General features: G+C 46.2%; 22 protein-coding genes. 14 read left to right on the top strand and 8 right to left on the bottom strand.

All coding sequences use genetic code 11. The annotated features are described in order from the left end of the window. Positions 1 to 42: 42 nt before the first annotated feature. The 3 genes from pckA to hslR all read right to left on the bottom strand — a co-directional run bounded on the left by pckA (position 43) and on the right by hslR (position 3,301). The gene (gene pckA / locus BSQ33_RS07600) at positions 43 to 1,674 is read right to left on the bottom strand and encodes a phosphoenolpyruvate carboxykinase (ATP) (protein WP_021021709.1); all 1,632 of its coding nucleotides are present in this window, start codon (positions 1,672 to 1,674) and stop codon (positions 43 to 45) included. A gap of 341 nt (positions 1,675 to 2,015) precedes the next feature. Then, complete coding sequence (hslO, locus tag BSQ33_RS07595; RefSeq protein WP_021021708.1) at positions 2,016 to 2,891, bottom strand: Hsp33 family molecular chaperone HslO; 876 nt, start codon at positions 2,889 to 2,891, stop codon at positions 2,016 to 2,018. Positions 2,892 to 2,914: 23 nt separating this feature from the next. Then, on the bottom strand, positions 2,915 to 3,301 hold the full coding sequence (gene hslR, locus BSQ33_RS07590; RefSeq protein WP_088133770.1) for a ribosome-associated heat shock protein Hsp15: 387 nt from the start codon (positions 3,299 to 3,301) through the stop codon (positions 2,915 to 2,917). 205 nt (positions 3,302 to 3,506) lie between these two features. Here hslR and gspC point away from each other — a divergent pair, with 205 nt between their 5' ends. The 12 genes from gspC to BSQ33_RS07530 are packed head-to-tail and all read left to right on the top strand — an operon-like array spanning position 3,507 to position 14,764. After that, entirely contained in the window at positions 3,507 to 4,451 is a 945-nt protein-coding gene (gene gspC, locus BSQ33_RS07585) for a type II secretion system protein GspC (RefSeq protein WP_141650710.1), read from the top strand. A gap of 33 nt (positions 4,452 to 4,484) precedes the next feature. Next, complete coding sequence (gspD, locus tag BSQ33_RS07580) at positions 4,485 to 6,518, top strand: type II secretion system secretin GspD (protein WP_027694397.1); 2,034 nt, start codon at positions 4,485 to 4,487, stop codon at positions 6,516 to 6,518. A gap of 4 nt (positions 6,519 to 6,522) precedes the next feature. Then, a complete protein-coding gene (gspE, locus tag BSQ33_RS07575; RefSeq protein WP_021021704.1) occupies positions 6,523 to 7,995 on the top strand; it encodes a type II secretion system ATPase GspE in 1,473 nt (490 codons plus the stop codon). Then, positions 7,995 to 9,218: a type II secretion system inner membrane protein GspF gene (gspF, locus tag BSQ33_RS07570; RefSeq protein ID WP_021021703.1), complete on the top strand. Its 1,224-nt coding sequence runs from the start codon at positions 7,995 to 7,997 to the stop codon at positions 9,216 to 9,218. Before gspE ends, gspF begins: the two co-directional genes overlap by 1 nt. Before the next feature lie 44 nt (positions 9,219 to 9,262). Then, a complete protein-coding gene (gene gspG, locus BSQ33_RS07565) occupies positions 9,263 to 9,712 on the top strand; it encodes a type II secretion system major pseudopilin GspG (protein WP_021021702.1) in 450 nt (149 codons plus the stop codon). Positions 9,713 to 9,736: 24 nt separating this feature from the next. Further along, complete coding sequence (gene gspH, locus BSQ33_RS07560) at positions 9,737 to 10,324, top strand: type II secretion system minor pseudopilin GspH (protein WP_021021701.1); 588 nt, start codon at positions 9,737 to 9,739, stop codon at positions 10,322 to 10,324. Next, positions 10,311 to 10,673, top strand: a complete 363-nt coding sequence (gene gspI, locus BSQ33_RS07555) for a type II secretion system minor pseudopilin GspI (protein ID WP_021021700.1) — start codon at positions 10,311 to 10,313, stop codon at positions 10,671 to 10,673. The genes gspH and gspI overlap by 14 nt, the downstream gene beginning before the upstream one ends. Then, positions 10,651 to 11,289: a type II secretion system minor pseudopilin GspJ gene (gspJ, locus tag BSQ33_RS07550; protein ID WP_088133769.1), complete on the top strand. Its 639-nt coding sequence runs from the start codon at positions 10,651 to 10,653 to the stop codon at positions 11,287 to 11,289. The genes gspI and gspJ overlap by 23 nt, the downstream gene beginning before the upstream one ends. Further along, a complete protein-coding gene (gene gspK, locus BSQ33_RS07545) occupies positions 11,276 to 12,304 on the top strand; it encodes a type II secretion system minor pseudopilin GspK (protein WP_088133768.1) in 1,029 nt (342 codons plus the stop codon). Before gspJ ends, gspK begins: the two co-directional genes overlap by 14 nt. Further along, on the top strand, positions 12,273 to 13,487 hold the full coding sequence (gspL, locus tag BSQ33_RS07540; protein ID WP_157721361.1) for a type II secretion system protein GspL: 1,215 nt from the start codon (positions 12,273 to 12,275) through the stop codon (positions 13,485 to 13,487). Before gspK ends, gspL begins: the two co-directional genes overlap by 32 nt. 9 nt (positions 13,488 to 13,496) lie before the next feature. Beyond that, positions 13,497 to 13,988, top strand: a complete 492-nt coding sequence (gene gspM / locus BSQ33_RS07535; RefSeq protein ID WP_027694394.1) for a type II secretion system protein GspM — start codon at positions 13,497 to 13,499, stop codon at positions 13,986 to 13,988. Positions 13,989 to 14,008: 20 nt separating this feature from the next. Next, the gene (locus tag BSQ33_RS07530; RefSeq protein WP_021021695.1) at positions 14,009 to 14,764 is read left to right on the top strand and encodes a type II secretion system protein N; all 756 of its coding nucleotides are present in this window, start codon (positions 14,009 to 14,011) and stop codon (positions 14,762 to 14,764) included. 64 nt (positions 14,765 to 14,828) lie between these two features. On the opposite strand, the gene cysQ is transcribed toward BSQ33_RS07530, so the two are convergent. The 4 genes from cysQ to BSQ33_RS07510 all read right to left on the bottom strand — a co-directional run bounded on the left by cysQ (position 14,829) and on the right by BSQ33_RS07510 (position 17,761). Beyond that, positions 14,829 to 15,650, bottom strand: a complete 822-nt coding sequence (gene cysQ / locus BSQ33_RS07525; protein WP_021021694.1) for a 3'(2'),5'-bisphosphate nucleotidase CysQ — start codon at positions 15,648 to 15,650, stop codon at positions 14,829 to 14,831. Further along, the gene (gene nudE, locus BSQ33_RS07520) at positions 15,647 to 16,225 is read right to left on the bottom strand and encodes an ADP compounds hydrolase NudE (RefSeq protein WP_021021693.1); all 579 of its coding nucleotides are present in this window, start codon (positions 16,223 to 16,225) and stop codon (positions 15,647 to 15,649) included. The genes cysQ and nudE overlap by 4 nt, the downstream gene beginning before the upstream one ends. Positions 16,226 to 16,388: 163 nt before the next feature. Further along, positions 16,389 to 16,976 carry a Fe-S biogenesis protein NfuA gene (gene nfuA, locus BSQ33_RS07515; protein WP_021021692.1) on the bottom strand — a complete coding sequence of 196 codons (588 nt, stop codon included), beginning with the start codon at positions 16,974 to 16,976 and terminating at the stop codon, positions 16,389 to 16,391. 83 nt (positions 16,977 to 17,059) lie between these two features. After that, a complete protein-coding gene (locus BSQ33_RS07510; protein WP_088133766.1) occupies positions 17,060 to 17,761 on the bottom strand; it encodes a phosphoribosyltransferase family protein in 702 nt (233 codons plus the stop codon). Positions 17,762 to 17,851: 90 nt separating this feature from the next. Here BSQ33_RS07510 and bioH point away from each other — a divergent pair, with 90 nt between their 5' ends. Then, on the top strand, positions 17,852 to 18,616 hold the full coding sequence (bioH, locus tag BSQ33_RS07505; protein ID WP_198298182.1) for a pimeloyl-ACP methyl ester esterase BioH: 765 nt from the start codon (positions 17,852 to 17,854) through the stop codon (positions 18,614 to 18,616). A gap of 150 nt (positions 18,617 to 18,766) precedes the next feature. Further along, a complete protein-coding gene (locus BSQ33_RS07500; protein WP_027694391.1) occupies positions 18,767 to 19,243 on the top strand; it encodes a hypothetical protein in 477 nt (158 codons plus the stop codon). A 131-nt stretch (positions 19,244 to 19,374) separates the two neighbouring features. On the opposite strand, the gene BSQ33_RS07495 is transcribed toward BSQ33_RS07500, so the two are convergent. Continuing rightward, entirely contained in the window at positions 19,375 to 21,684 is a 2,310-nt protein-coding gene (locus BSQ33_RS07495) for a Tex family protein (RefSeq protein WP_088133765.1), read from the bottom strand. Between the last annotated feature and the right edge of the window lie 22 nt (positions 21,685 to 21,706).

Genomic DNA, 21,706 nt, shown 5'->3' with positions numbered 1-21,706 from the left:
AAAAAGCCCCTGAAGTAGGGGCTTACTGATGTTTTAAACGACTTATGCGTCGATTTGTGGTCCGGCAGAAATAAGCGCTTTACCTTCATCGTTATCGGTGTACTTATCAAAGTTTTTCACGAAACGAGAGGCAAGGTCTTTCGCTTTGCTTTCCCATTGCAGCGCATCGACATATGTATCCCGAGGATCGAGAATTTCAGCATTCACGTTCGGTAATGACGTTGGCACTTCAAGGTTAAAGATTGGGACAGTTTTGGTCGGTGCATTCTCAATCGAACCATCAAGGATAGCATCAATAATTGCCCGAGTATCTTGGATTGAAATCCGTTTTCCTGTGCCATTCCAGCCAGTATTGACAAGGTATGCTTCAGCACCAGCTGCTTCCATACGCTTGACGAGCACTTCCGCATACTTGGTCGGATGCAATGTCAGGAATGCCGCACCGAAACAAGCGGAGAATGTCGGTGTTGGTTCCGTGATACCTCGTTCTGTGCCGGCTAATTTTGCGGTAAAACCAGAGAGGAAATGATACTTGGTCTGCTCAGGGGTTAGTTTAGAAACCGGAGGCAGAACACCGAATGCATCAGCAGAGAGGAAGATCACTTTGCTTGCATGACCGCCTTTTGAGACAGGTTTAACGATATTATCAATGTGATAAATCGGATATGAAACACGGGTGTTTTCGGTTTTGGAGCCATCATCGAAATCAACCGTACCATCATCACGGACGGTAACATTTTCAAGCAATGCATCTCTGCGGATTGCATGGTAAATGTCAGGTTCTGCTTCTTTGGAGAGTTTGATAGTTTTGGCATAGCATCCGCCTTCAAAGTTGAAGACACCATCATCATCCCAACCATGTTCGTCATCACCGATGAGCGCTCGTTTAGGATCCGTCGATAATGTTGTTTTCCCTGTACCGGATAGACCGAAGAAAACGGCGACATCACCATCTTTACCCATATTGGCAGAGCAATGCATTGCTGCAATGCCTTTGAGCGGTAAGAAGTAATTCATCATGGCGAAAATACCTTTCTTCATTTCGCCACCGTACCAGGTTCCGCCAATCAGCTGCATTTTTTCTGTCAGATTAAAGACAGTAAAGTTTTCTGAGTTCAGGCCATGCGCTTGCCAGTCTGGATTGGTACATTTAGCGCCATTCATCACCACAAAACTGGGTTCGAATGTGGCCAGCTCTTCATCACTGGGACGGATGAACATGTTTTTCACAAAGTGCGCCTGCCAAGCAACTTCCGTGATAAAACGGACACAAAGACGAGTGTCTGGGTTGGCTCCACAGTAACCATCGACCACAAACAATCGTTTCCCTGAAAGCTGTTTGGTGACGAGTTGTTTCAGATCGTCCCATACTGCCTGAGTGATGGGTTTGTTATCATTTTTTACTGTGTCAGATGTCCACCAAAAATTATCTTTAGTGGTGTCATCTTTGACAATGTACTTATCTTTCGGAGAACGACCGGTAAAAATACCGGTGTCAACAGCAACGGCGCCTAGTTCGGTTACGATGCCTTTCTCATAACCCTCTAAGTGAGGTGCTGTTTCTTCGTCGAATAACTGCTCATAACTTGGGTTATGAATCACTTCGGTGACATCGGTGATGCCATAAGAGGTTAGATCCATGTTTGCAGCCTTTATTTGTTCCATTACGGTCATAGGTGCTCCTTCGTAGGAATTGTAGAGATTTTGTAAGAATTTTTTATGTAATCTGTACGCCATGCTAGCAACGAGGACCATCGAAAACAGGGAGATGGTTCAAAAAATACCCACATTTGTTATGAGTATTTAGGTGTCTCGTCACATATTAGGGTAAGTTATTCTAACGTATAGAGACTAGTTTAGACTAGGTAATAGAAATTATTAATTTATGCAAATTAAGTGTTGATAATATGTTGGTTTTTATGAGTTTTGTGGGTTTTTATATTGAATAATTAACAATTAAGCCAGTTTTTCAACTGGCTTAAAGTATTAAAAAAAAGCTTAATAAGTGATGAGAATTAATGAATGGTTTTATTTTGTGCCAATGAGCTGTAGCGTAACTCTTTGATATCATTTTCATCGAATTGATAGTCGGTGCCACAGTATTCACAATGAAGAGAAATCGTTGGGTTTTCAGCGAGCATTTCCTGTACTTCATCCTCAGGAAGGGTAATGATTGCTGCACCACAGCGTTGGCGAGAGCAACCGCAGTGAAAAGTAATTGGCTGTGGTTCAAATAGCCGCACGGTTTCCTGATTGTATAGGCGGTAGAGCAACTCATTTGCTTCCAAAGAGAACAATTCTTCATCCGTAACCGTGTTTGTTAACTGTTCAAGATGTTCAAAATCGTCTGGAGAGCCGGTACCGTCCGGCATAATTTGTAGGAGCATGCCTGCTGCACAGAGCTTCTCTTCTGATTGCCCTGTTTTAATCCATAACCGGGTTTTCAACTGCTCCGACTGTTCGAAATAAGTCTCTAGAACACTTGCCAAACAATCACCGTCTAAAGCAACAATTCCTTGATACCGTTCACCCTTTTCTGGGTCGATGGTAATCACTAAGTGTCCATCTCCCATTAATTGATGTAGGGTCGCATCCTCAGGGATGTCGCCTTTCCAACGAGCTACGCCACGGACATTCTGCTCATGATCACCATTGAGGACTACCAGAGATACAGGCCCATTTCCCTGAATCTGCAAAGTAATTGAGCCCTCAAACTTGAGGGTCGCGGTTAAAAGAGAGGCTGCAACGAGTAACTCTCCCAGCAGCGCTTGGATTGGTGCCGGATATTCCTGACTGGACACGACTTGTTGATAGACGTCATCCAGTTGTACCAGTTCGCCACGTACTGATAACTCGTCAAACAGGTAGCGATTTAACATATTGCTTGCCATGAAGGAAACTCCAGCTTTGTTCTTTATTGATGTTTAAATTTGATGATATCGCGTCGTTGCTTTTTATCGGGACGCTTATCCGGACTCGGGTTATGCGCATTCAATTTGCGTTGCATTGCATTTGCTTCACGTTTTTGAATGCTTGCCGCTGTCTCTGTATACAAGGTTTGAGCTTCGGGAGCACCTCTGCGTTGTCCCGATATTTTGTCAATAATGACAACTTTTTCTTCTTGCCCTTGTCTAAGCGTGACAGTTGCTCCGACTTCTACGATTTTACTTGGTTTAGATCGTTGCCCATTATAGTGGACTTTGCCACCGTCAACCATATTTCTGGCAATCGAACGGGTTTTATAAAATCGCGCAGCCCAGAGCCATTTATCTAGCCGTATCGGTTCTTCACTAGAACTCATCGCAAAATCGTCCTCTGAATATGTTGGTTTACTCAATAATAAAAGGATAAATGGTGGTTTATACCTAGGTTTTCAAGAAAATGATGAAATTTGAGTATAAAACAGTGGATAGTAAAATGGGTGTGTTATATTAGTCAGCATCTTAATATGGTGTAATAAAACTGATTACACCGATTAATCAGGGATAAATTCAAAGGGTTAGAGATTGCCACACGTTGACACACTAAAGAACTCAGTACCTGCGTTATTCATGTCTTTATTGCGTTCTTTCATTCACTATCAATCACTGTTCAGCACCATTATTTCAGCAGGAATATGGTTGGTTGCTGTTTGGATATTCGGTCAGCTGATCTGGGCACCATTTGAGACGATGCAGGTTCCGTCATGGACACCCCCTTCTTCAAATGAAGCGCGAGGTTCAACCAATAGCTTTGACAGCGCATTTGTAAAAGAAAAGCAACTTTTTGGCCAATTCCAACAGCAGAACGATAAGTCAGTTGTTCAAGAGCATGTCGTTAATGCTCCGAAAACCAAATTAAATCTGAAGCTTGTTGGTGTTGTTGTGAGTGATAACAACACAGAAGACCTTGCCATTATTGATTATCAAGGTGTTCAGGCAACTTATGGACTGAATGAACGCATTGAAGGCACGCGAGTGACACTGGAGTCTGTGCTGAATGATCGAGTGATCATCCGTAATGCAGGAAGAAGCGAAACGCTCATGTTGAAAGATGTCGAATACAGTCGTTTGGGGAGGGTGAATTCCCAGCCTCATTCCATGCTGAACGCCCCATCTCCAGATGACTTTGTCAATTATGATACCGGGGAAGTCAGTACCCAGAAGGAGCGACTGACTGAAATCAAACATGAAATTGCGGAGAATCCGCAGACTCTGTTTCAGTATGTTCGTTTATCTCAAATGAAACGTGATAATGATATTCTCGGTTATCGTTTGAGTCCCGGACGTTCACCGGAGTTATTTCAATCTGTCGGATTACAGAATGGTGATATTGCCGTTGCATTGAACGATGTCGATTTAAGAAAGGAAAGTGCAATGTCAGATATTGCCTCCGTTTTATCAGATCTTTCGAATGTAAAAATTACAGTAGAGAGAGATGGACAGACTCATGATATATATATTCAATTTTAATGCAGCGTCGCTAGGCATTGAGGGAGTAAAGACGTGAAGTATTGGCTAAAAAAGAGCGCGTGGTTGTTATTAGGAAGTATGATGCTTTCTCCGGCAGCTTTGGCGAACGAGTATAGTGTTAATTTTAAAGGCACTGATATTCAGGAATTTATTAACATTGTCGGTCGTAACTTACATAAAACAATTATTGTTGATCCTTCTGTGCGAGGGAAAATTGATGTACGGAGTTATGACACGCTCAGTGATGACCAATACTACGGTTTCTTTCTGAATGTTTTGGAAGTCTATGGGTTTGCCGTGGTTGAAATGGACAACGGTGTTCTGAAAGTTATTAAATCCAAAGATGCAAAAACCTCAGCAATTCCTGTATTGGACTCTTCCGGCAACACAAATGCTGACAGTGTTATTACCCGGGTTGTCTCTGTTCACAATGTTTCCGTTAAAGAATTATCTCCATTGTTGCGTCAGTTAGTGAACAATGCGGGCTCCGGTAATGTGGTTCATTATGAACCTGCGAATATTATTTTATTGACCGGACGTGCCGCAGTCGTTGACCGTTTGGCTCAGATTATTGATCGCGTTGACCAAGCAGGAAACACGGATATTGATGTCGTGACACTGAATAATGCTTCGGCACCGGAAATTGTACGGATTGTCAGTGCTCTTGATACCAGTAAAGAGACGAGAAGCCTGCCGCAAATTCTCCAGCCACAAGTCGTTGCAGATGATCGGACGAATTCCATTTTGATCTCGGGTGATCCGAAAGTCAGAAAACGGATCGTTCGCTTAATTAAACGACTTGATATTGAAATGGCGACCAAAAGTAACCACCGGGTTGTTTATCTGAAGTATGCCAAAGCTGAAGATTTAGTCGATGTGTTGAAAGGCGTCTCTGATAATATTCAGTCGGAAAAGCAAGGTGAGCAAAAGTCTGCGCCTTCGAGTCGGGCTGATGTCACGATTGCCGCACACAAGGATACCAACTCTCTGATTCTCAGTGCCCCACAAGATATTATGAAACCGCTACTGGATGTGATTAGCCAGTTGGATATTCGTCGGGCTCAGGTTCTGATTGAAGCCCTGATTGTCGAAATGTCTGAAGGTGAAGGGATTAACCTCGGGGTGCAATGGGGCTCGATTGAAAGTGGCTCGGAAATCCAGTTTGGGAATAGTGGTGCTTCTATCGGTAAGGTTATGGTTGGTCTGGAAGAAGCGAAAGATCAGGTCAGTACTGAATACTACACCGATAATAATGGTAACCGACGGCCTTATACTACGACAGAATCAGGCGACTATAAGTCGTTGTCTGATGCACTGAGTGGTGTCGAAGGTGCTGCGGTTAGTATCGTGATGGGTGATTGGACATCGCTGATCAGTGCGGTTTCCAAAGACTCCAGTTCAAATATTCTGTCATCACCGAGTATTACCGTCATGGACAATGGTGAAGCCTCATTTGTGGTCGGTGAAGAAGTCCCGGTTCTGACTGGTGCGACGTCAAGTTCAGGGAATGATAATCCTTTCCAAACCGTGGATCGTAAAGAAGTTGGGATCAAATTAAAGGTCGTTCCACAAATCAATGAAGGGGATTCGGTGCTGCTCAATATCGAGCAGGAAGTCTCGAATGTTCTGGCCGCTGACGGGGCTGTCGATGTCCGTTTTGCCAAACGACAATTGAATACCTCAGTCATGGTTAAAGATGGGCAGATGCTGGTCTTGGGAGGCATGATCGACGAACGTACTCAGGAAAGCGACTCCAAAGTTCCGATTCTCGGAGACATCCCTCTGCTGGGTTACTTGTTCCGTTCAACCAGTACCAAAGTTGAGAAACGAAATCTAATGGTCTTTATCAAGCCGACGATTATTCGTGATGGCATGACCGCTGATGGCGTGACTCAGCGAAAGTATAACTTTATCCGTGCTGAGCAGCTTGTGAAAGCCGAGAAAGGTCTGAAATTGATGCGTGACAAGAAAACGCCAGTGATACCCGCATTTAATTTACAGAATCATTATCCGGAAGAATTACAGGCATTTATCGAGCAGATTCCGAAGGATCAAGATCAGGAGTAGCGTTGTGCAGCGTTTACCTTTTAGTTTCGCAAACCGGTATAAGCTCGTATTTGACGCCTCACATGAAGATGAGACACCCTATCTCTATTATGTGGAGCCGGTATCTATTACGGCTTTGGTTGAGGCCAGACGGGTGTTGCAAAAATCTTTTGAGCTGGTGGCAATTCCTGAAGCCGAGTTCGATGCACGGCTGACGAAAGTCTATCAACGTGATACATCCGAAACTCGCCAGTTGATGGAAGATCTCGGTGCTGATAACGATGACTTCTTTGCCCTCGCAGAGGAACTGCCGAATAATCAGGATTTGTTGGACTCCGATGATGATGCACCGATTATCAAGCTGATTAATGCCATGTTGAGTGAAGCTATCAAAGAAGAAGCTTCCGATATCCATATTGAAACCTTTGAAACATCTTTATCGATCCGTTTTCGGGTCGATGGCATGCTTCGTGAAGTTTTATCACCCAGCCGTAAACTCGCACCTTTATTGGTCTCGCGCGTGAAGGTCATGGCAAAGCTGGATATTGCTGAAAAACGGGTACCTCAAGATGGACGTATTTCGCTGAGAATCGGTGGACGGGCCGTTGATGTGCGTGTTTCTACCATGCCCTCTTCTCATGGCGAGCGGGTCGTTATGCGTATTTTGGATAAAAATGCGACTCAAATGGATCTCTACAGTCTGGGTATGACTGAAGCCATTTTCGTTCGGTTCAGAGAACTGCTGCAGCGACCACATGGCATTTTACTGGTGACAGGACCAACCGGTTCGGGTAAATCGACGACGCTTTATGCCGGCTTACAAGAATTGGATCGGAATGAGAAGAATATTCTGACGGTTGAAGACCCGATTGAATTTGATATTGACGGTATCGGTCAAACACAGGTGAATCCAAAAGTCGATATGACTTTTGCCCGAGGGTTGAGAGCGATTCTGCGTCAGGATCCCGATGTCGTGATGGTCGGCGAAATCCGGGATTTGGAAACGGCACAAATTGCGGTACAAGCCTCCCTTACCGGGCACTTGGTTCTTTCGACATTGCATACGAATACCGCGATTGGCGCGGTTACCCGTTTGAGAGATATGGGGATTGAATCTTTTCTGGTGTCATCATCTCTTGTTGGCGTTCTGGCTCAACGCTTGGTTCGGACGTTATGTCCTGATTGTAAGCAGCCATTTGAAGCCGATAAAGAACAGCGCGAACTATTCGACATGCCAGAGGATGAACCTCTGACACTTTATGCACCCAAAGGGTGTGAGAAATGTCATTACAAAGGTTACCGGGGACGAACAGGGATTCATGAGTTATTAGTGATTGATGAGAAAGTCAAATCACTGATCCATACCGAAGCGGGTGAGCAGGCCGTTGAACAGCAAGTTCGCGAGTCATGCCCGAGCATTCGTATGGATGGACTGAGTAAGGTCCAAGCGGGGATCACGACACTTGAAGAAGTGTTGCGGGTCACTGAGGAGGTCTGATGGCGGCATTTGAATATCAGGCGCTTGATCTCAAAGGAAAACGCAAGAAAGGTGTGATCGAGGGGGATAGTGCCCGCCACGTTCGTCAACGCTTGAAAGAGCAAGGGCTGACTCCGATTACAGTTCAGGCGACGCAAGTCCAGAAAAATAATCAAACACAAGGCGGCACCACTTCGTGGAAAAGAGGGATTGGGGCGACAGACCTTGCTCTGCTAACTCGACAAATGTCGACATTACTCCAGTCAGGAATGCCGCTGGAGGCGTGTCTGCAAGCGGTGATCGAACAGACAGAAAAACCACGGATTCGTAGTGTTCTCACTCGTGTCCGGTCAAAAGTGACGGAAGGCTTTTCTCTCGCTGATAGTATGGCCGATTACCCACATATTTTTGATGGGTTGTTTCGTTCTATGATTTCGGCCGGTGAGAAGTCCGGACATTTGGATATGATCCTCAATCGCTTGGCGAGTTATACCGAAAATCGACAAAAGATGCGCTCAAAGCTCTTGCAAGCGTTGATTTATCCCATTGTTCTGGTTGTTTTCGCGGTCACGATTGTCGCTTTTCTTTTAGCAGCTGTGGTGCCCAAAATTGTGGGGCAATTTATCCAAATGGGGCAGACTCTGCCGACATCGACTCAGCTTTTGTTAAATATGAGCCATTTTGTGCAGGAATGGGGTTGGTTGGTTTTGTTGCTGGCGTTAGGTGGATGGGTATTCATTCAGTCAGCTTTAAAGCGACCACATATTCGTTTTGCATTTCATCGTAAGCTGATGAGCGTCCCCATGATTGGTAAAATTGTTCGAGGCCTGAATACCTCTCGTTTTGCACGAACACTGGCGATATGTTCTTCGAGTAGTATTCCAATTCTCGATGCAATGCTTGTTGCCAAAGATGTTGTGGAAAACACATACATGAAACAGAAAGTGCAGGAAGCGGCAGAATCCGTTCGAGAAGGGGCGAGCATTCGTAAGTCTTTGCAACAAACGAAGCTTTTCCCTCCGATGATGCTTCATATGATTGCCAGTGGTGAACAGAGCGGTGAATTAGAGAACATGCTCATTAGTGCGGCAGACAACCAGGATGAGCAGTTTGAAGCAACGGTGAACATTGCTTTGGGCCTGTTCACCCCCATGCTGATTGCATTGATGGCAGGGTTGGTTTTATTTATTGTGATGGCAACCCTGATGCCGATTTTAGAAATGAACAACTTAATGACGCGCTAGTCTTAGCTGTTCATTGGTTAGGAAACGTGAATGTTGGAGTAGGAATGAAAATAAAAAATCAAGTAAGCAAACAAGGTGGTTTTACGCTGTTAGAAGTGATGGTCGTGATTGTTATCCTTGGGCTTTTGGCGAGCTTTGTTGTCCCGAACCTATTGGGAAACAAAGAAAAAGCGGATCAGAAAAAAGCGATTGCCGATATTGTCTCTCTGGAAAATGCATTGGATATGTACCGATTAGATAACAATGCTTATCCGACCACAGATCAAGGCTTGGAAGCATTGGTCACCAAACCATCCAATCCTGAACCTCGTAACTATCGCGAAGGCGGTTACATCAAGCGGTTGCCACAGGACCCTTGGGGCAATGATTATCAATATCTGAGCCCTGGCGATAAAGGTAAAATTGATGTCTTTAGTTATGGTGCTGATGGTCAGGAAGGCGGTGAAGGGAATAATAGCGACATCGGTAACTGGAACTTGCTTGACTTCCAGTAATTGTGGAATGGATGAATACTGCTCATGAAATACCACCGTGGTTTTACACTGCTGGAAATTATGTTGGTTCTGGTGGTGATTTCGCTGGGCAGTATGGTCGTTGTGATGTCTCTGCCCGACAGGTCTCAGGATGAGGTGCAACAAACGGCTGAACGGCTTTATCAGCGTTTACAGCTTTTGAGTGAAGATGCGATTTTTAGTGGGCGGACCTATGGTCTTTATGTCGATGAAAAAAAGCATGAGTTTCGTTTTTTGAGGCTATCGGATGAGGGCTGGAAAGACCTGGAATCTTTGTCATCCATCAAAGGCGATCTGACGGCTGAAGAGGGAACCACTTTCCGTTTTGAACTCGGTGGCGGGGTCTGGAATAATCCGGAGCGTTTGTTCAGTCAGGAATCTTTGTTTGAAGACATGGACTTTCCTGACCAAAACGACGATGAGAAGCCCATCCCAACACCGCAGGTATTTATTCTCTCTAGTGGTGATGTCACACCATTTTCTATCCAATTTTGGGCGGACTCTACACCCGATTCATTGTGGTTAGTGGAAACCGCTGAAGACGGTATTCTGCATATTCGGACGCCCTCGGATCAAGACGATGAAGCAAATTAAGGGAATGACACTACTGGAGGTGCTGATTGCATTAGCTATATTTGCAACGGCGTCGATCAGTGTAATTAAGGCGGTCAGCCAACATGTCAATACAGTGCACACACTCGAAGAGAAGATGTTTGCTGCGATGGTGGTTGATAATCAAATGGCTCGAATCATGCTCGCGCCGGAGACTTTGTCGAACCAAGAAGGAACGGAAGACATGGCTGGAACGACTTGGTATTGGAAAGTGTCTTTGGTTGAAACAAGTAATGATGTGTTGAAAGCTTTTGATGTGAGCGTTTCCCAAAGTAAATCGGGTCCGTCAGTGGTGATCGTGAGAAGTTATGTTGCAAATGAAACGTCATAGTCGCGGATTCACGCTCATTGAGGTGTTGGTTGCGCTGGCGATTTTGGCGAGTCTGACGATTGCTGCGTATCAGGTCCTGAACCAAGTTCAGCGCAGTAACGTCGTCAGTCAGGAGAGTGAAAAACGGCTGGGTGAAATTCAGAAGGCGTTAGCGATTATGGATAGTGATTTTCGCCAGATGGCATCCCGTCAGTTTCGTAATCAGGGAGAAGAGCCCGGCTCTCAGCTGTTATGGATGCAGGACGGGTTATTATCGTCAGATAGTGTCGGCATTCTTTTTACACGACACGGTTGGATCAACCCGCAAATGCAGTTTCCCCGAGGGGATATCATTAAAGTCGGATACCGTTTAACGGGAGAGCGTCTGGAAAGAGTATGGTGGCGTTATCCAGATACGGTTGCCGGTGATAATGGCATCGTTCGGCCATTATTGACACAAGTTGAGTCAATCGCTTTTCGTCTATATTTTCATCATCAATGGGTTGACCGATGGGAAGATAAAGGCGTTCTGCCAGAAGCTATTAGTGTGAAGCTCACCTTGAAAGATTATGGAGAGATTGAACGGATTTATCTGATTTCTGGCAGTGAGTTGAGTGTATCCAATGTATCCAAGTAGATCGTTGCAAAGACAGCGTGGCGTTGCCCTGATTCTGGTGCTGCTGATATTGGCAATGATGGTTTCCATCGCAGCGACAATGTCAGAGCGTTTGTTTACCCAGTATCACCGATCAGGAAACCAACTCAGATATCAACAGGCATATTGGTATAGCCTCGGCGTTGAAGCGCTGGCTAAATCGGCCATAAAACAGAGTTATGAAGATAACGATGAGGCTGTCAATCTGAGTCAGCCTTGGGCGGTAAAAGATAAACAATACCCACTGGATTACGGCACGGTGGAAGGGAATATTCAAGACATGCAGTCTTGCATGAATATCAATGCATTGGCGGGAATTAACTGGAATCCGGCAGACACCGGGACACCTTATTTGGTACAGGTATTACAGCACCTGTTTGAAGCAGAAGACATTGATAATTATCAGGCAGAAGTTGCTGCCAATTCGATTTGGGAATTTATTGATTCTAATCGTTCCATCAATTCGGTCAGTGGGGTCGAAGACAGTTTCTACGAGTCGATGTCACCCGCTTATGATGCGCCCGATAGCTTATTGGCCGATGCCACAGAGATTCGAGCGGTACAGGGTGTCAGTGGTGAGATCATGATGAAAAGTATGCCGAGTTTATGTGCTCTGCCGACTAAAGAATGGCGCTTAAACATCAATACTGTTTCAGTCAAGCAGGCCAATATTTTAGCTGCGATGTTCTATCCCTATCTCAGTTCGTCTGCAGCGGTGCAGTTGATTGAGGACCGGCCTTACTCCGGTTGGGATAGTCTTGATGATTTTTGGGCACAAGGTGAGTTGAGTGGGATTGATGAGACCATCAAATCAGACGCTACCGGCTTTCTTGGGATTGACAGCAATTATTTTGAATTGGATGCTCAGGTCATGGTCGATGATGCCCGGGTGAGGGTTCGGAGTCTAATGTTTAGTAAAGATAGAAAAACTGTGACGGTCATTCGCCGTCGCTATGGAGGAGAGCGTGAGCGAATATCTGCTCGTCCGGCTGAGTAAGCAACCCCAAGCTCAAGGGCATTGGTGGATCGGTGCTGAGCATGCGACAACGATTGAAAAATCAGGAGAGATAGCATCCTGGACCAATATAGATGAGTTAGTGCCTCATGCTGAGGGGCGACCTGTGATCGTCTTACTCTCTGGTGCTGATGTGGTGATGAAGACGGTTTCATTGCCGGCTGGTGGTGCTCGTCAGTATGAAAAAATGCTGCCGTACTTAGTGGAAGATGAACTTGCACAGGATGTGGATGGATTACATTTTTCCGTATTGGCGAAGCAAGAAGACCAAGTTTACACCGTCGCGGTTGATCGGAATTGGCTGAGTTGTATTCTGGAGCAGTTTGAAGCCTGTGGACTCCAAGTCGACAATGTTTTGCCGGATGTGCTGGCATTACCGACAGAAGAAGAGCATGCGACGGCGGTTCAATTGGGCCATGAATGGCTCATTCGTCAGGGACCATTCAGTGGTGTTTGTATTGAACACTCGTGGTTGCCTATCCTGAGCCAGATGCATGAAGATGACGAACAAAGCCCGGCACTTGAGATTATATCTTACAGTCAGGCACCGGAATTGAATGATTCGAGTTCACAAGTCTGGACCGAAAAGCTGGTTGATTCTATCGACCTATTACTGTACCGCGGCGCATTAAGTAGCCCGATCTCGTTATTGACCGGTCCATTTAAGAAGTCTTCTTCGGTGATGAAATACTGGCAAGTCTGGCGAGGGAGTCTCATCGCTCTGGCTGCTTTGGTTACCTTATTGTTGATTCATCATGCGGTTGATATTCGTCGAATGTCTCAAGAAGCTACAGCCCTGAGAACCGAAAGTGAACATATTTTCAGAACGATATTTCCAGAGCGGCACAAAATCCCGACAGTCAGTTATCTGAAAGGTCAGTTTACCAGTGCAATTCAGAAGTTGTCTGGTGGTGAAGGGCAAGATTCTGCATTGTCATTATTCACATCGTTGGCGGAGACGATTGGCAGTACGTCCGGCGTACAATTGCAGCGTATTCACTATGATAGGGCACGGGGTGATATTCGGATTGATGTGCGAGGTGCTGATTTTCAGGCATTTGAAGCAACGCGTAAGAAATTGTCTCAGAAGTTTGATGTACAGCAAGGACCTCTCAACCGAGATAATAATCAGGTCTCAGGGTCTTTCGTCTTAAAGAATCAGTAGGTGAACGATATGAATCAATGGATGAGTCGTGGTTATACTTGGTGGAAGACGTTGTCCTCCAGAGAGCAACGATTGCTTCTGGTGACTGTCGGTTTTAGTGTTTTGGCTCTGCTTTATGGTGGGATTGTTCGTCCCATGCAGGAACAGCGTGTTCTGACGCAAAATAAATTGACCGCAGAGAAGAATCTGTATGCATGGGTCATAGAAAAAGCCGATACGTTAACTCAGCTTAGACAGCATGGGGATGGTCCCGTTTCAAATGAGCCGATGAACCAAGCGGTTGCAGGTTCTACTGGTAAATTTGGTGTTCGGTTAATTCGAATGCAACCCAAAGGTGAAGGCTTACAAATTTGGGTGGAACCAGTCGCGTTTAATCAGTTTATCGACTGGTTGGCTTTTTTGCGGCAGCAATATGGTATTCAGGTGATGATGATGGATATCGATAGGGCTGAAAAAAATGGCATGATTGATATAAAACGCCTGGAATTAATTCGAGGTTAAATAAAGTGAAGAAAAAAATTATGTACGTCGTTGGTTTATTTTTTGTGTTTGTGGTCAGTGTGCTAGTCCACTTACCTGCAAATATGGCTTTGAAATTTATTCCTCAGCCCCGAGAGCTATTGTTGAGCGGGGTTGGCGGAACGATATGGCATGGTGAAGTTCAGTCGGCTAAATGGATGAACTATGATTTGGGCTCACTGGTTTGGAATTTGCGTCCTTTTTCTCTATTTAAGGGACAGCTTGCCGCCGGTATCGCTTTAGGCAAGCGTCATGAGGTCGCGCTTCGGGGAACGGGTGAGGTCGGCGTCGATTTTTCTGGTGTTTATGTGCGAAATTTGTCACTGACGGCACCGGCTCGGTTTGTTGCTGAAAATATGCATTTACCACTTCCGGTGAGTGCTGATGGCGCATTTAAACTTGTTATTGATAATTATCGATACCAGCCTCCGTTTTGTGCCGAGGGTGAAGGAGAAATTACTTGGACCAATGCACAAATTTCAATGCTCTCTCAATCCGTTCCATTAGAAAAGGTTTCCGCCCGACTCACTTGTGAAAATGGGCAGATTAGCCTGAAAGGCCAGCAGGTATCGGATGCATTACAAAGTGAGTATTCGATGGTGTTGACACCACAGGATCAGTATCAATTTCAAGGTTGGGTAAAACCGGGTGAACGTTTACCTAAAATGTTTAACCAGTGGATACAGACCTATGCATCGACCGATGCTCAGGGACGGTACTCATTTCAGTCGAACGGTACACTGACTCTCCCCAACTGATCGTTGCACATACATCAGTAAATGTATTGACAGATAGCGCGCCTAACCGATGATGTTAGGCGCGTTAGCCTTTATGGGAGAGAATTTCTTGCCAAGGCAGTGTTGGATCTCCGATAACGATGAAATTCGGGTTTTCCAATGTTTCTCTGAGATTATAAGAGAGCGGTGAAAGTTTCGTACTGAGGAGTTTGCCGCCAGCTTCTTCCACAATACATTGCGTTGCAGCAGTATCCCATTCTCCGGTTGGCCCCAGCCGCAAATAACAGTCAACGGCACCCTCGGCAACCAGGCAAGCTTTCAATGCTGCAGAGCCGAGTGGTACTAAATCATAATTCCATTCCGTACTTAGCCGATCGGTGATCCGGTTGATATTTTGGCGGCGACTGATCGCAATCGAAATCGACTGACTGGGAAATTCATGCTGGTGGGTATGAATTCGTAAGCTGTCCGATAAATCAGGGATCTTCCAAGCACCTTTCCCATGACAGGCATAGTAGGTAACCCCTGATACCGGGCCGTAAACTACCCCGATCACAGGCTGATTATCTTCTACCAGGGCGATAATTGTCGCAAAGTCTCCACTGCGTGCGATGAACTCCTGCGTACCATCAAGGGGATCGACCAACCAGTAGCGAGACCATTCTGAACGTTTTTCCAGACTGATGTCCGCATCTTCTTCTGATAGGACAGGAATATCGGGCGTCAGCGCGGTGAGTTTCTCGGTAATGAGTTTATGGGCTGCCAAATCAGCGCTCGTGACTGGGGTTTGGTCTGATTTGGTGAATGCTTCGTAGGATTTGGTCTGGTAATAGTCCAAAATCAGTTGTCCGGCTGAACGGGCAATGCCAATCAGTTGGGGTAACAGGTGTGAGTGATCCTGTTTCATAATGTATTCACCTCTGGTAGCAGCGGGTGCTGCTTCATATAATTTAAGGTGAGAAGAAGCGCTGCCACACTACGGGCTTCACCAAAATCAAGATGAGTTAACAGTTCTTCTGCCTGATTTAACGGCCAACGAATGATTTCAAGGGGTTCTGGCTCATCGCCAACAAGTTGCTCCGGGTATAAATCCTGAGCGATAAACAGAGACATTTGTCCTGAAAAATAAGAGGGGGCAAGAATCAGATCTTTGAGATGAGTGAGTTGCTTTGCACCAAATCCCACTTCTTCTTTGAGCTCGCGTACAGCAGCTTCTTCAGGACTTTCTCCTGGGTCAATCAGTCCTTTCGGAAATCCCAACTCGTAGCGCTGTGTGCCTGCTGCAAATTCACGAACCAGCAGAATATCTCCCTGAGCCGTCACAGGAACCATCATCACTGCATGGCGTCCACTCGGGCGCATCCGTTCATACGTGCGCTGTTCGCCGTTGGAAAAACGCAAATCCAGAGCTTCCACTGTAAAAAGACGTGATCGGGCAACCGTCGTGATATTCAGGATCTCTGGGTTTTGTTTAGACGTCATGCTGAACTCCTCCGTGATATCTATAGCTTAACTATATGAAAAAACTGATGGGGATGAAAACACTTGTCTAACGATATTCACAATAGTTTTACCAACAAGAGTCACATAATAGAAAGTCGATGCAGGAACATCGACTTCTGTTGGCAGACTTGGGGTGACTCATTTAGTAGTATGAGTGCTCTCCGCGGTCATGCTCTGTCAGGTCTTTGACCGCATTTAGCTCCCCGGAAAATTGCTCGAGCAGCTCTTTTTCGATGCCGTCTTTCAGTGTGACATCGACCATCGAGCAACCATTACACCCACCACCAAACTGGATAATGGCAACACCGTCATCTGTAATTTCCAGCAGTTGAATATGGCCGCCATGACTAGCTAACTGAGGGTTGACTTGCGTCTGGATGGCATACTCGACACGTTCGAGCAGCGGCGCATCATCCGCAACTTTACGCATTTTTGCGTTGGGTGCTTTGAGTGTAAGCTGTGCGCCCATTTTATCAGTTACATAGTCGATGACAGCGTCTTCGAGAAAGGGAAGGCTCAACTCATCAACATAAGCAGAGAACGCTTGAAACGGGATTTTAGTATCAGCACTTTCTACTGCTTCAGGTGGACAGTAAGAGACGCCACACTCAGCGTTCTGAGTGCCGGGATTGACAACAAAGACCCGAATGTTAGTCCCTTCCGGCTGTTGATCGAGAAGTTTTGCGAAATGTTCCTGAGCGGATTCAGTAATAGTAATAGAATTTGACACGACGAATACCTGAGTAATTTTGTAGGCTATTAATTCACCATTTTACTCCTGAGAAATCAGAGATCCAATCCTTTTTACGGTAATTATTGGTTGTGATATTCAGGAGTTCTGCATAAGCAATAAATATCAATGTATTCGACGCCAACTTCAAGCAATAATTGGCATAATTGATTGATGGTACTGCCTGTTGTTACGACATCATCAACGATCGCAACATGATTGGTCGGGGGGCGGCTGCGTAACATAAACGCTTTTCTCAGATTTTGTTCCCTTTCATTTTTATGCAGACCTTCTTGTGGTGGTGTTGAACGGATCCGTTGCAGCAGTCTGGTTTGATAGGAGACTGCCAGCGCCTGACTGAGATGGTGTGCCAGTAAATCACTCTGATTGAACCCGCGGTAAAGATAACGTCGCCAGTGTAGGGGAACCGGAAGTAACAGTGGTGCAGGGGAAGGGATGTGCTGCGCCAAAAGTGCGGCAAGAGGCGGTATGTGCCAGAACTGACGTCCGTATTTGATTTGGTGAATCATGGGTGCCAGCGGATAGGCATAATCACCAAGGCAATAGAGGGCGTTCCACAATGGCGGTGACTGAAGGCAAGTTCCGCATCGGCCGGTTGGGAATGGCATCGATAAGCCACATCGTGTACAACGGGGTGTTGATTGAAAATAGGTCAGGCAACTGGTACACCAGTGGTATTCCTGATTAGCTAACGGCAGCTCACAGAGTGCACATAATCGGGGGATACACTGACGGAAAGAGTGTTGGATGCGTTGCAATAACATGTGGTGCTTCTCCGGTCATCAAGGAAGGCGTTATATTGTATTGGTGATCAAGGCGGCGAAAGTATGAGTTTTGTAGGAGATAACGTGAACATGGTGGCATCTTTGTATTGGCAAGTTGAAGGTCGCGGAAAAGATCTCGTATTGGTTCATGGTTGGGGGATGAATGGGGGCGTTTGGCATAATACCGTTGAAATACTTAAACAGAGCTTCCGGGTGCATGTTGTTGATTTACCCGGATATGGGCACAGTGCTGACATGCATGCGGAGACTTTGGAAGAGATCGCTCAACTCTTGATTCAGCAAGCACCGAAAAATGCCGTTTGGGTCGGTTGGTCACTCGGAGGATTGGTCGCGACGCATATGGCGTTGCATCATGCTGATTATGTCAGTCAGTTGATCACGGTAGCCAGCTCTCCTAAGTTTGCTGCCGAAAAAGGGTGGAAGGGGATTCAGCCGCAGGTTTTGTCTGCGTTTACGGCGCAACTGGTCGATGATTTTCAACTGACCATTGAGCGTTTTATGGCACTTCAAGCAATGGGTAGTCCGACAGCCCGACAAGATGTGAAACAATTAAAACAAATGGTGTTCTCTCGTCCGGCACCACAGCCGCAAGCTTTGATGGCGGGATTAAACATGCTCGCGAATGTTGATTTCCGTGAGCATATCGCTCAGATTTCGGTTCCAATGTTGCGCCTTTATGGTCGGCTTGATGGTTTAGTGCCCGTAAAGATTGCTGCGCAATTGGACAAGATGGCACCGGATAGCCATTGTTATATTTTTACGCAGTCATCTCATGCGCCATTTATGACTGAAACTGAACTGTTTTGTCAGCAAATCCACGGGTTTGCACAGTAGCTGATGTTTGACGATTGTCATTTTTTTGTCGTATTGTTTAAAATATCAGCTTTTTTTGTTAAATATTTGAACGGTTGGGTCGATATAGGTTCTAACTCATCAGTGTTTGAACATTGAATGGGCTGGGCGATGCTGAAGGAGGTTTCGGCAATGATTGTGTCACCAAATAATATCAGTGTGCCACTTATCGCCCCATCGGTGAATGTGCCGACGGAACAGGCAGAGCATGATAATCGTGTCAGAGCGCCTGTCGTACCAACCGTACAACTGGAAAAAACCAACGCAGAGCGGCGGTTGAAATCCGATGATAAGCAGCGTAAGCGAGCGTCTTGGGATGCAGCAGATCATCCTCAGTATGAGATTGATTCTGAGCAGGAACAGGAAATTGTTTCTTCCTATGAGGAAGAAACACCAAGCGAACTTGAGCGACTTTTCAAATTGTTAGCCTTATCGACCTACAGTCAGGATCAGGGCAAAGGTTATACAATACGGTTCCGGTTACCAAAACACATCATTGATGCAGCGATAACCGAAGGAAAAATGGCGCGCAGGCGGACGGTCATAAAATATCATTATGGGCATGCCATCGCACCAAATACACCTTCGGAGGTCATCGCAATATTGTAAACCTCATCGTTACCGAGGAAAGCATATTGCAGCTATGGAATTCCCTCACTTCAGCTGAAGTGAGGGTTTTTTTTATGGCTGGATTAAGTCGAGCGTCTGTCAACTCGCATTGCCGTTGGGGAACACATGAATTATTTTTTCGCTTTCGCAAAGGCCGCGGCAAATGCACCACCCATAGCATTATTTGTGGCAGCAGCATCTCGTTGCGGTTTCTTTTGAGCCGGACGTGATGTCTGGTTACGTGCTGTGGGACGATTGGCTTGACCCGGTTCATCAGACAAGCGCATTGAGAGGCCGATTCTCTTCCTTGCTGCATCAACTTCCATGACTTTGACTTTGACAATATCACCGGCTTTGACCACTTCTCGCGGATCCGACACAAAGCGATCAGTCAGCGCGGAAATATGAACCAATCCGTCTTGATGAACACCGATATCGACAAACGCACCAAAATTGGCAACATTGGAGACCACGCCTTCGAGTATCATTCCGGGTTCCAGATCTGAGATTTCGTGGATACCGTCGGCAAACGTGGCCGTTTTAAATTCAGGACGAGGATCGCGCCCCGGCTTATCGAGTTCTTTGATAATATCGGTAACCGTTGGCAAGCCAAAGTGATCGTCAGTGTAATCTCTGGCATTCAGGCCTTTAAGAAATTCACTATTACCAATCAGTGATTTCATATCTTGCTGATTGTTTTTTGCGATCGCAGAAACCACCGGATAAGCTTCCGGGTGGACAGCCGAAGCATCCAGCGGGTTTTTGCCGTCCATGACTCTTAAAAAGCCGGCACTCTGCTCAAAAGCTTTTGGCCCGAGGCGAGGGACTTTCTTCAAGGTGGTGCGGCTTTCAAAGCGGCCATGTTCATTACGGAAAGCCACAATATTATCTGCCAGCGTGGTCGAGAGTCCGGCAACGCGGGTAAGTAGTGCCGGAGAGGCGGTATTCACATCCACACCGACTGCGTTCACACAGTCTTCTACGACAGCGTCCAGACGTTTGGCAAGGAGTGACTGATTGACATCATGCTGGTACTGACCAACACCGATCGATTTCGGATCAATTTTAACCAGCTCTGCCAGTGGATCCTGTAAACGCCGGGCAATCGAAACCGCCCCCCGTAGTGATACATCCATATCCGGAAATTCTTTTGCCGCCAGCTCGGATGCTGAATAGACCGATGCTCCTGCTTCACTGACAACAATTTTTTGCGTTTTCAGATTACCCCGTTTGATCAAATCTGCGGCAAACAGATCGGTCTCACGTGAAGCCGTGCCGTTGCCGATCGCGATCAAATCCACATTGAATTTGCGCACTAGCCCGCCAATGATCTCAATGGATTTTTCATACTGTTTTTGCGGTTGGTGTGGGTAAATAACCGCGGTTGCCAGTACCTTACCCGTGGCATCGACGACTGCGACTTTACAACCGGTACGCAAGCCGGGGTCCAGCCCTAGTGTGGCTCGTGGTCCGGCGGGCGCTGCCATCAGCAGATCTTTCAAATTGGTGGCGAAGACATCAATAGCTTCAATCTCTGCCCGTTCTTTCATCGCGGACATCAGTTCGGTCTCCATATGCATCGAGACTTTAATTCGCCACGCCCAACTGATGACCTGCTGACGCCATGCATCAGCCGGTGCATCACTCAGATGAAGTCCGTAGTGTTGTGCGATCAACGTTTCGCAATAAGACCCCCGACTGCCGACGTCTTGTTCCGGATCAGCGTTGAGTGCCAGTGACAAAATACCTTCGTTACGGCCACGTAACATCGCCAGTGCACGGTGAGAAGGGACTTTACTGATCGGCTCTTGGTGCTCGAAGTAATCTTTGAATTTTTCACCTTCTTGCGCTTTTCCATCGATGACTGTCGAGACAAGAACGGCATGTTTGAGCAGATAATGGCGCAGCTTTTCCAGTAGGTTGGCATCTTCAGCAATTCGCTCCATGATAATGGCACGGGCACCATCTAAAGCGGCTTTGGTGTCAGCAATCCCCAGCTCAGGATTGAGATACGCTTGTGCTGCCTGTTCTGGCTCGGTTTGCGGTTGCTCCCACAATTGATCAGCGAGTGGTGCCAATCCGGCTTCAATGGCAATCTGTCCTTTGGTGCGACGTTTGGGTTTGTAAGGCAGATAGAGATCTTCCAGGCGGGTTTTACTGTCCGCCTGAAGAATCTCCTGTTCCAGTTCGGCTGTCAGTTTTCCCTGATCTTGAATCGATTTCAAAATCGTCTGACGACGGCCATCCATCTCTCGTAAATAGGAAAGCCGTGAGTCCAGCGTCCGTAATTGGGTGTCGTCCAGCCCGCCCGTAACTTCTTTGCGGTAACGGGCAATAAAGGGAACGGTGCTGCCGTCGTCAATCAGGTTTACCGCGGCAATAACTTGTTCAGGGCGAACATTCAACTCTGAAGCAATCGTATGACAGATAGCTTGGCTCATCCGTATTTTTCTCTCTCGATGT

This window comes from Vibrio gazogenes (assembly GCF_002196515.1).
Classification (GTDB): Bacteria; Pseudomonadota; Gammaproteobacteria; order Enterobacterales; family Vibrionaceae; genus Vibrio; species Vibrio gazogenes_A.
Note: the sequence above shows the minus strand (reverse complement) of the source record. Positions and strands in the feature narration are given on the sequence as shown.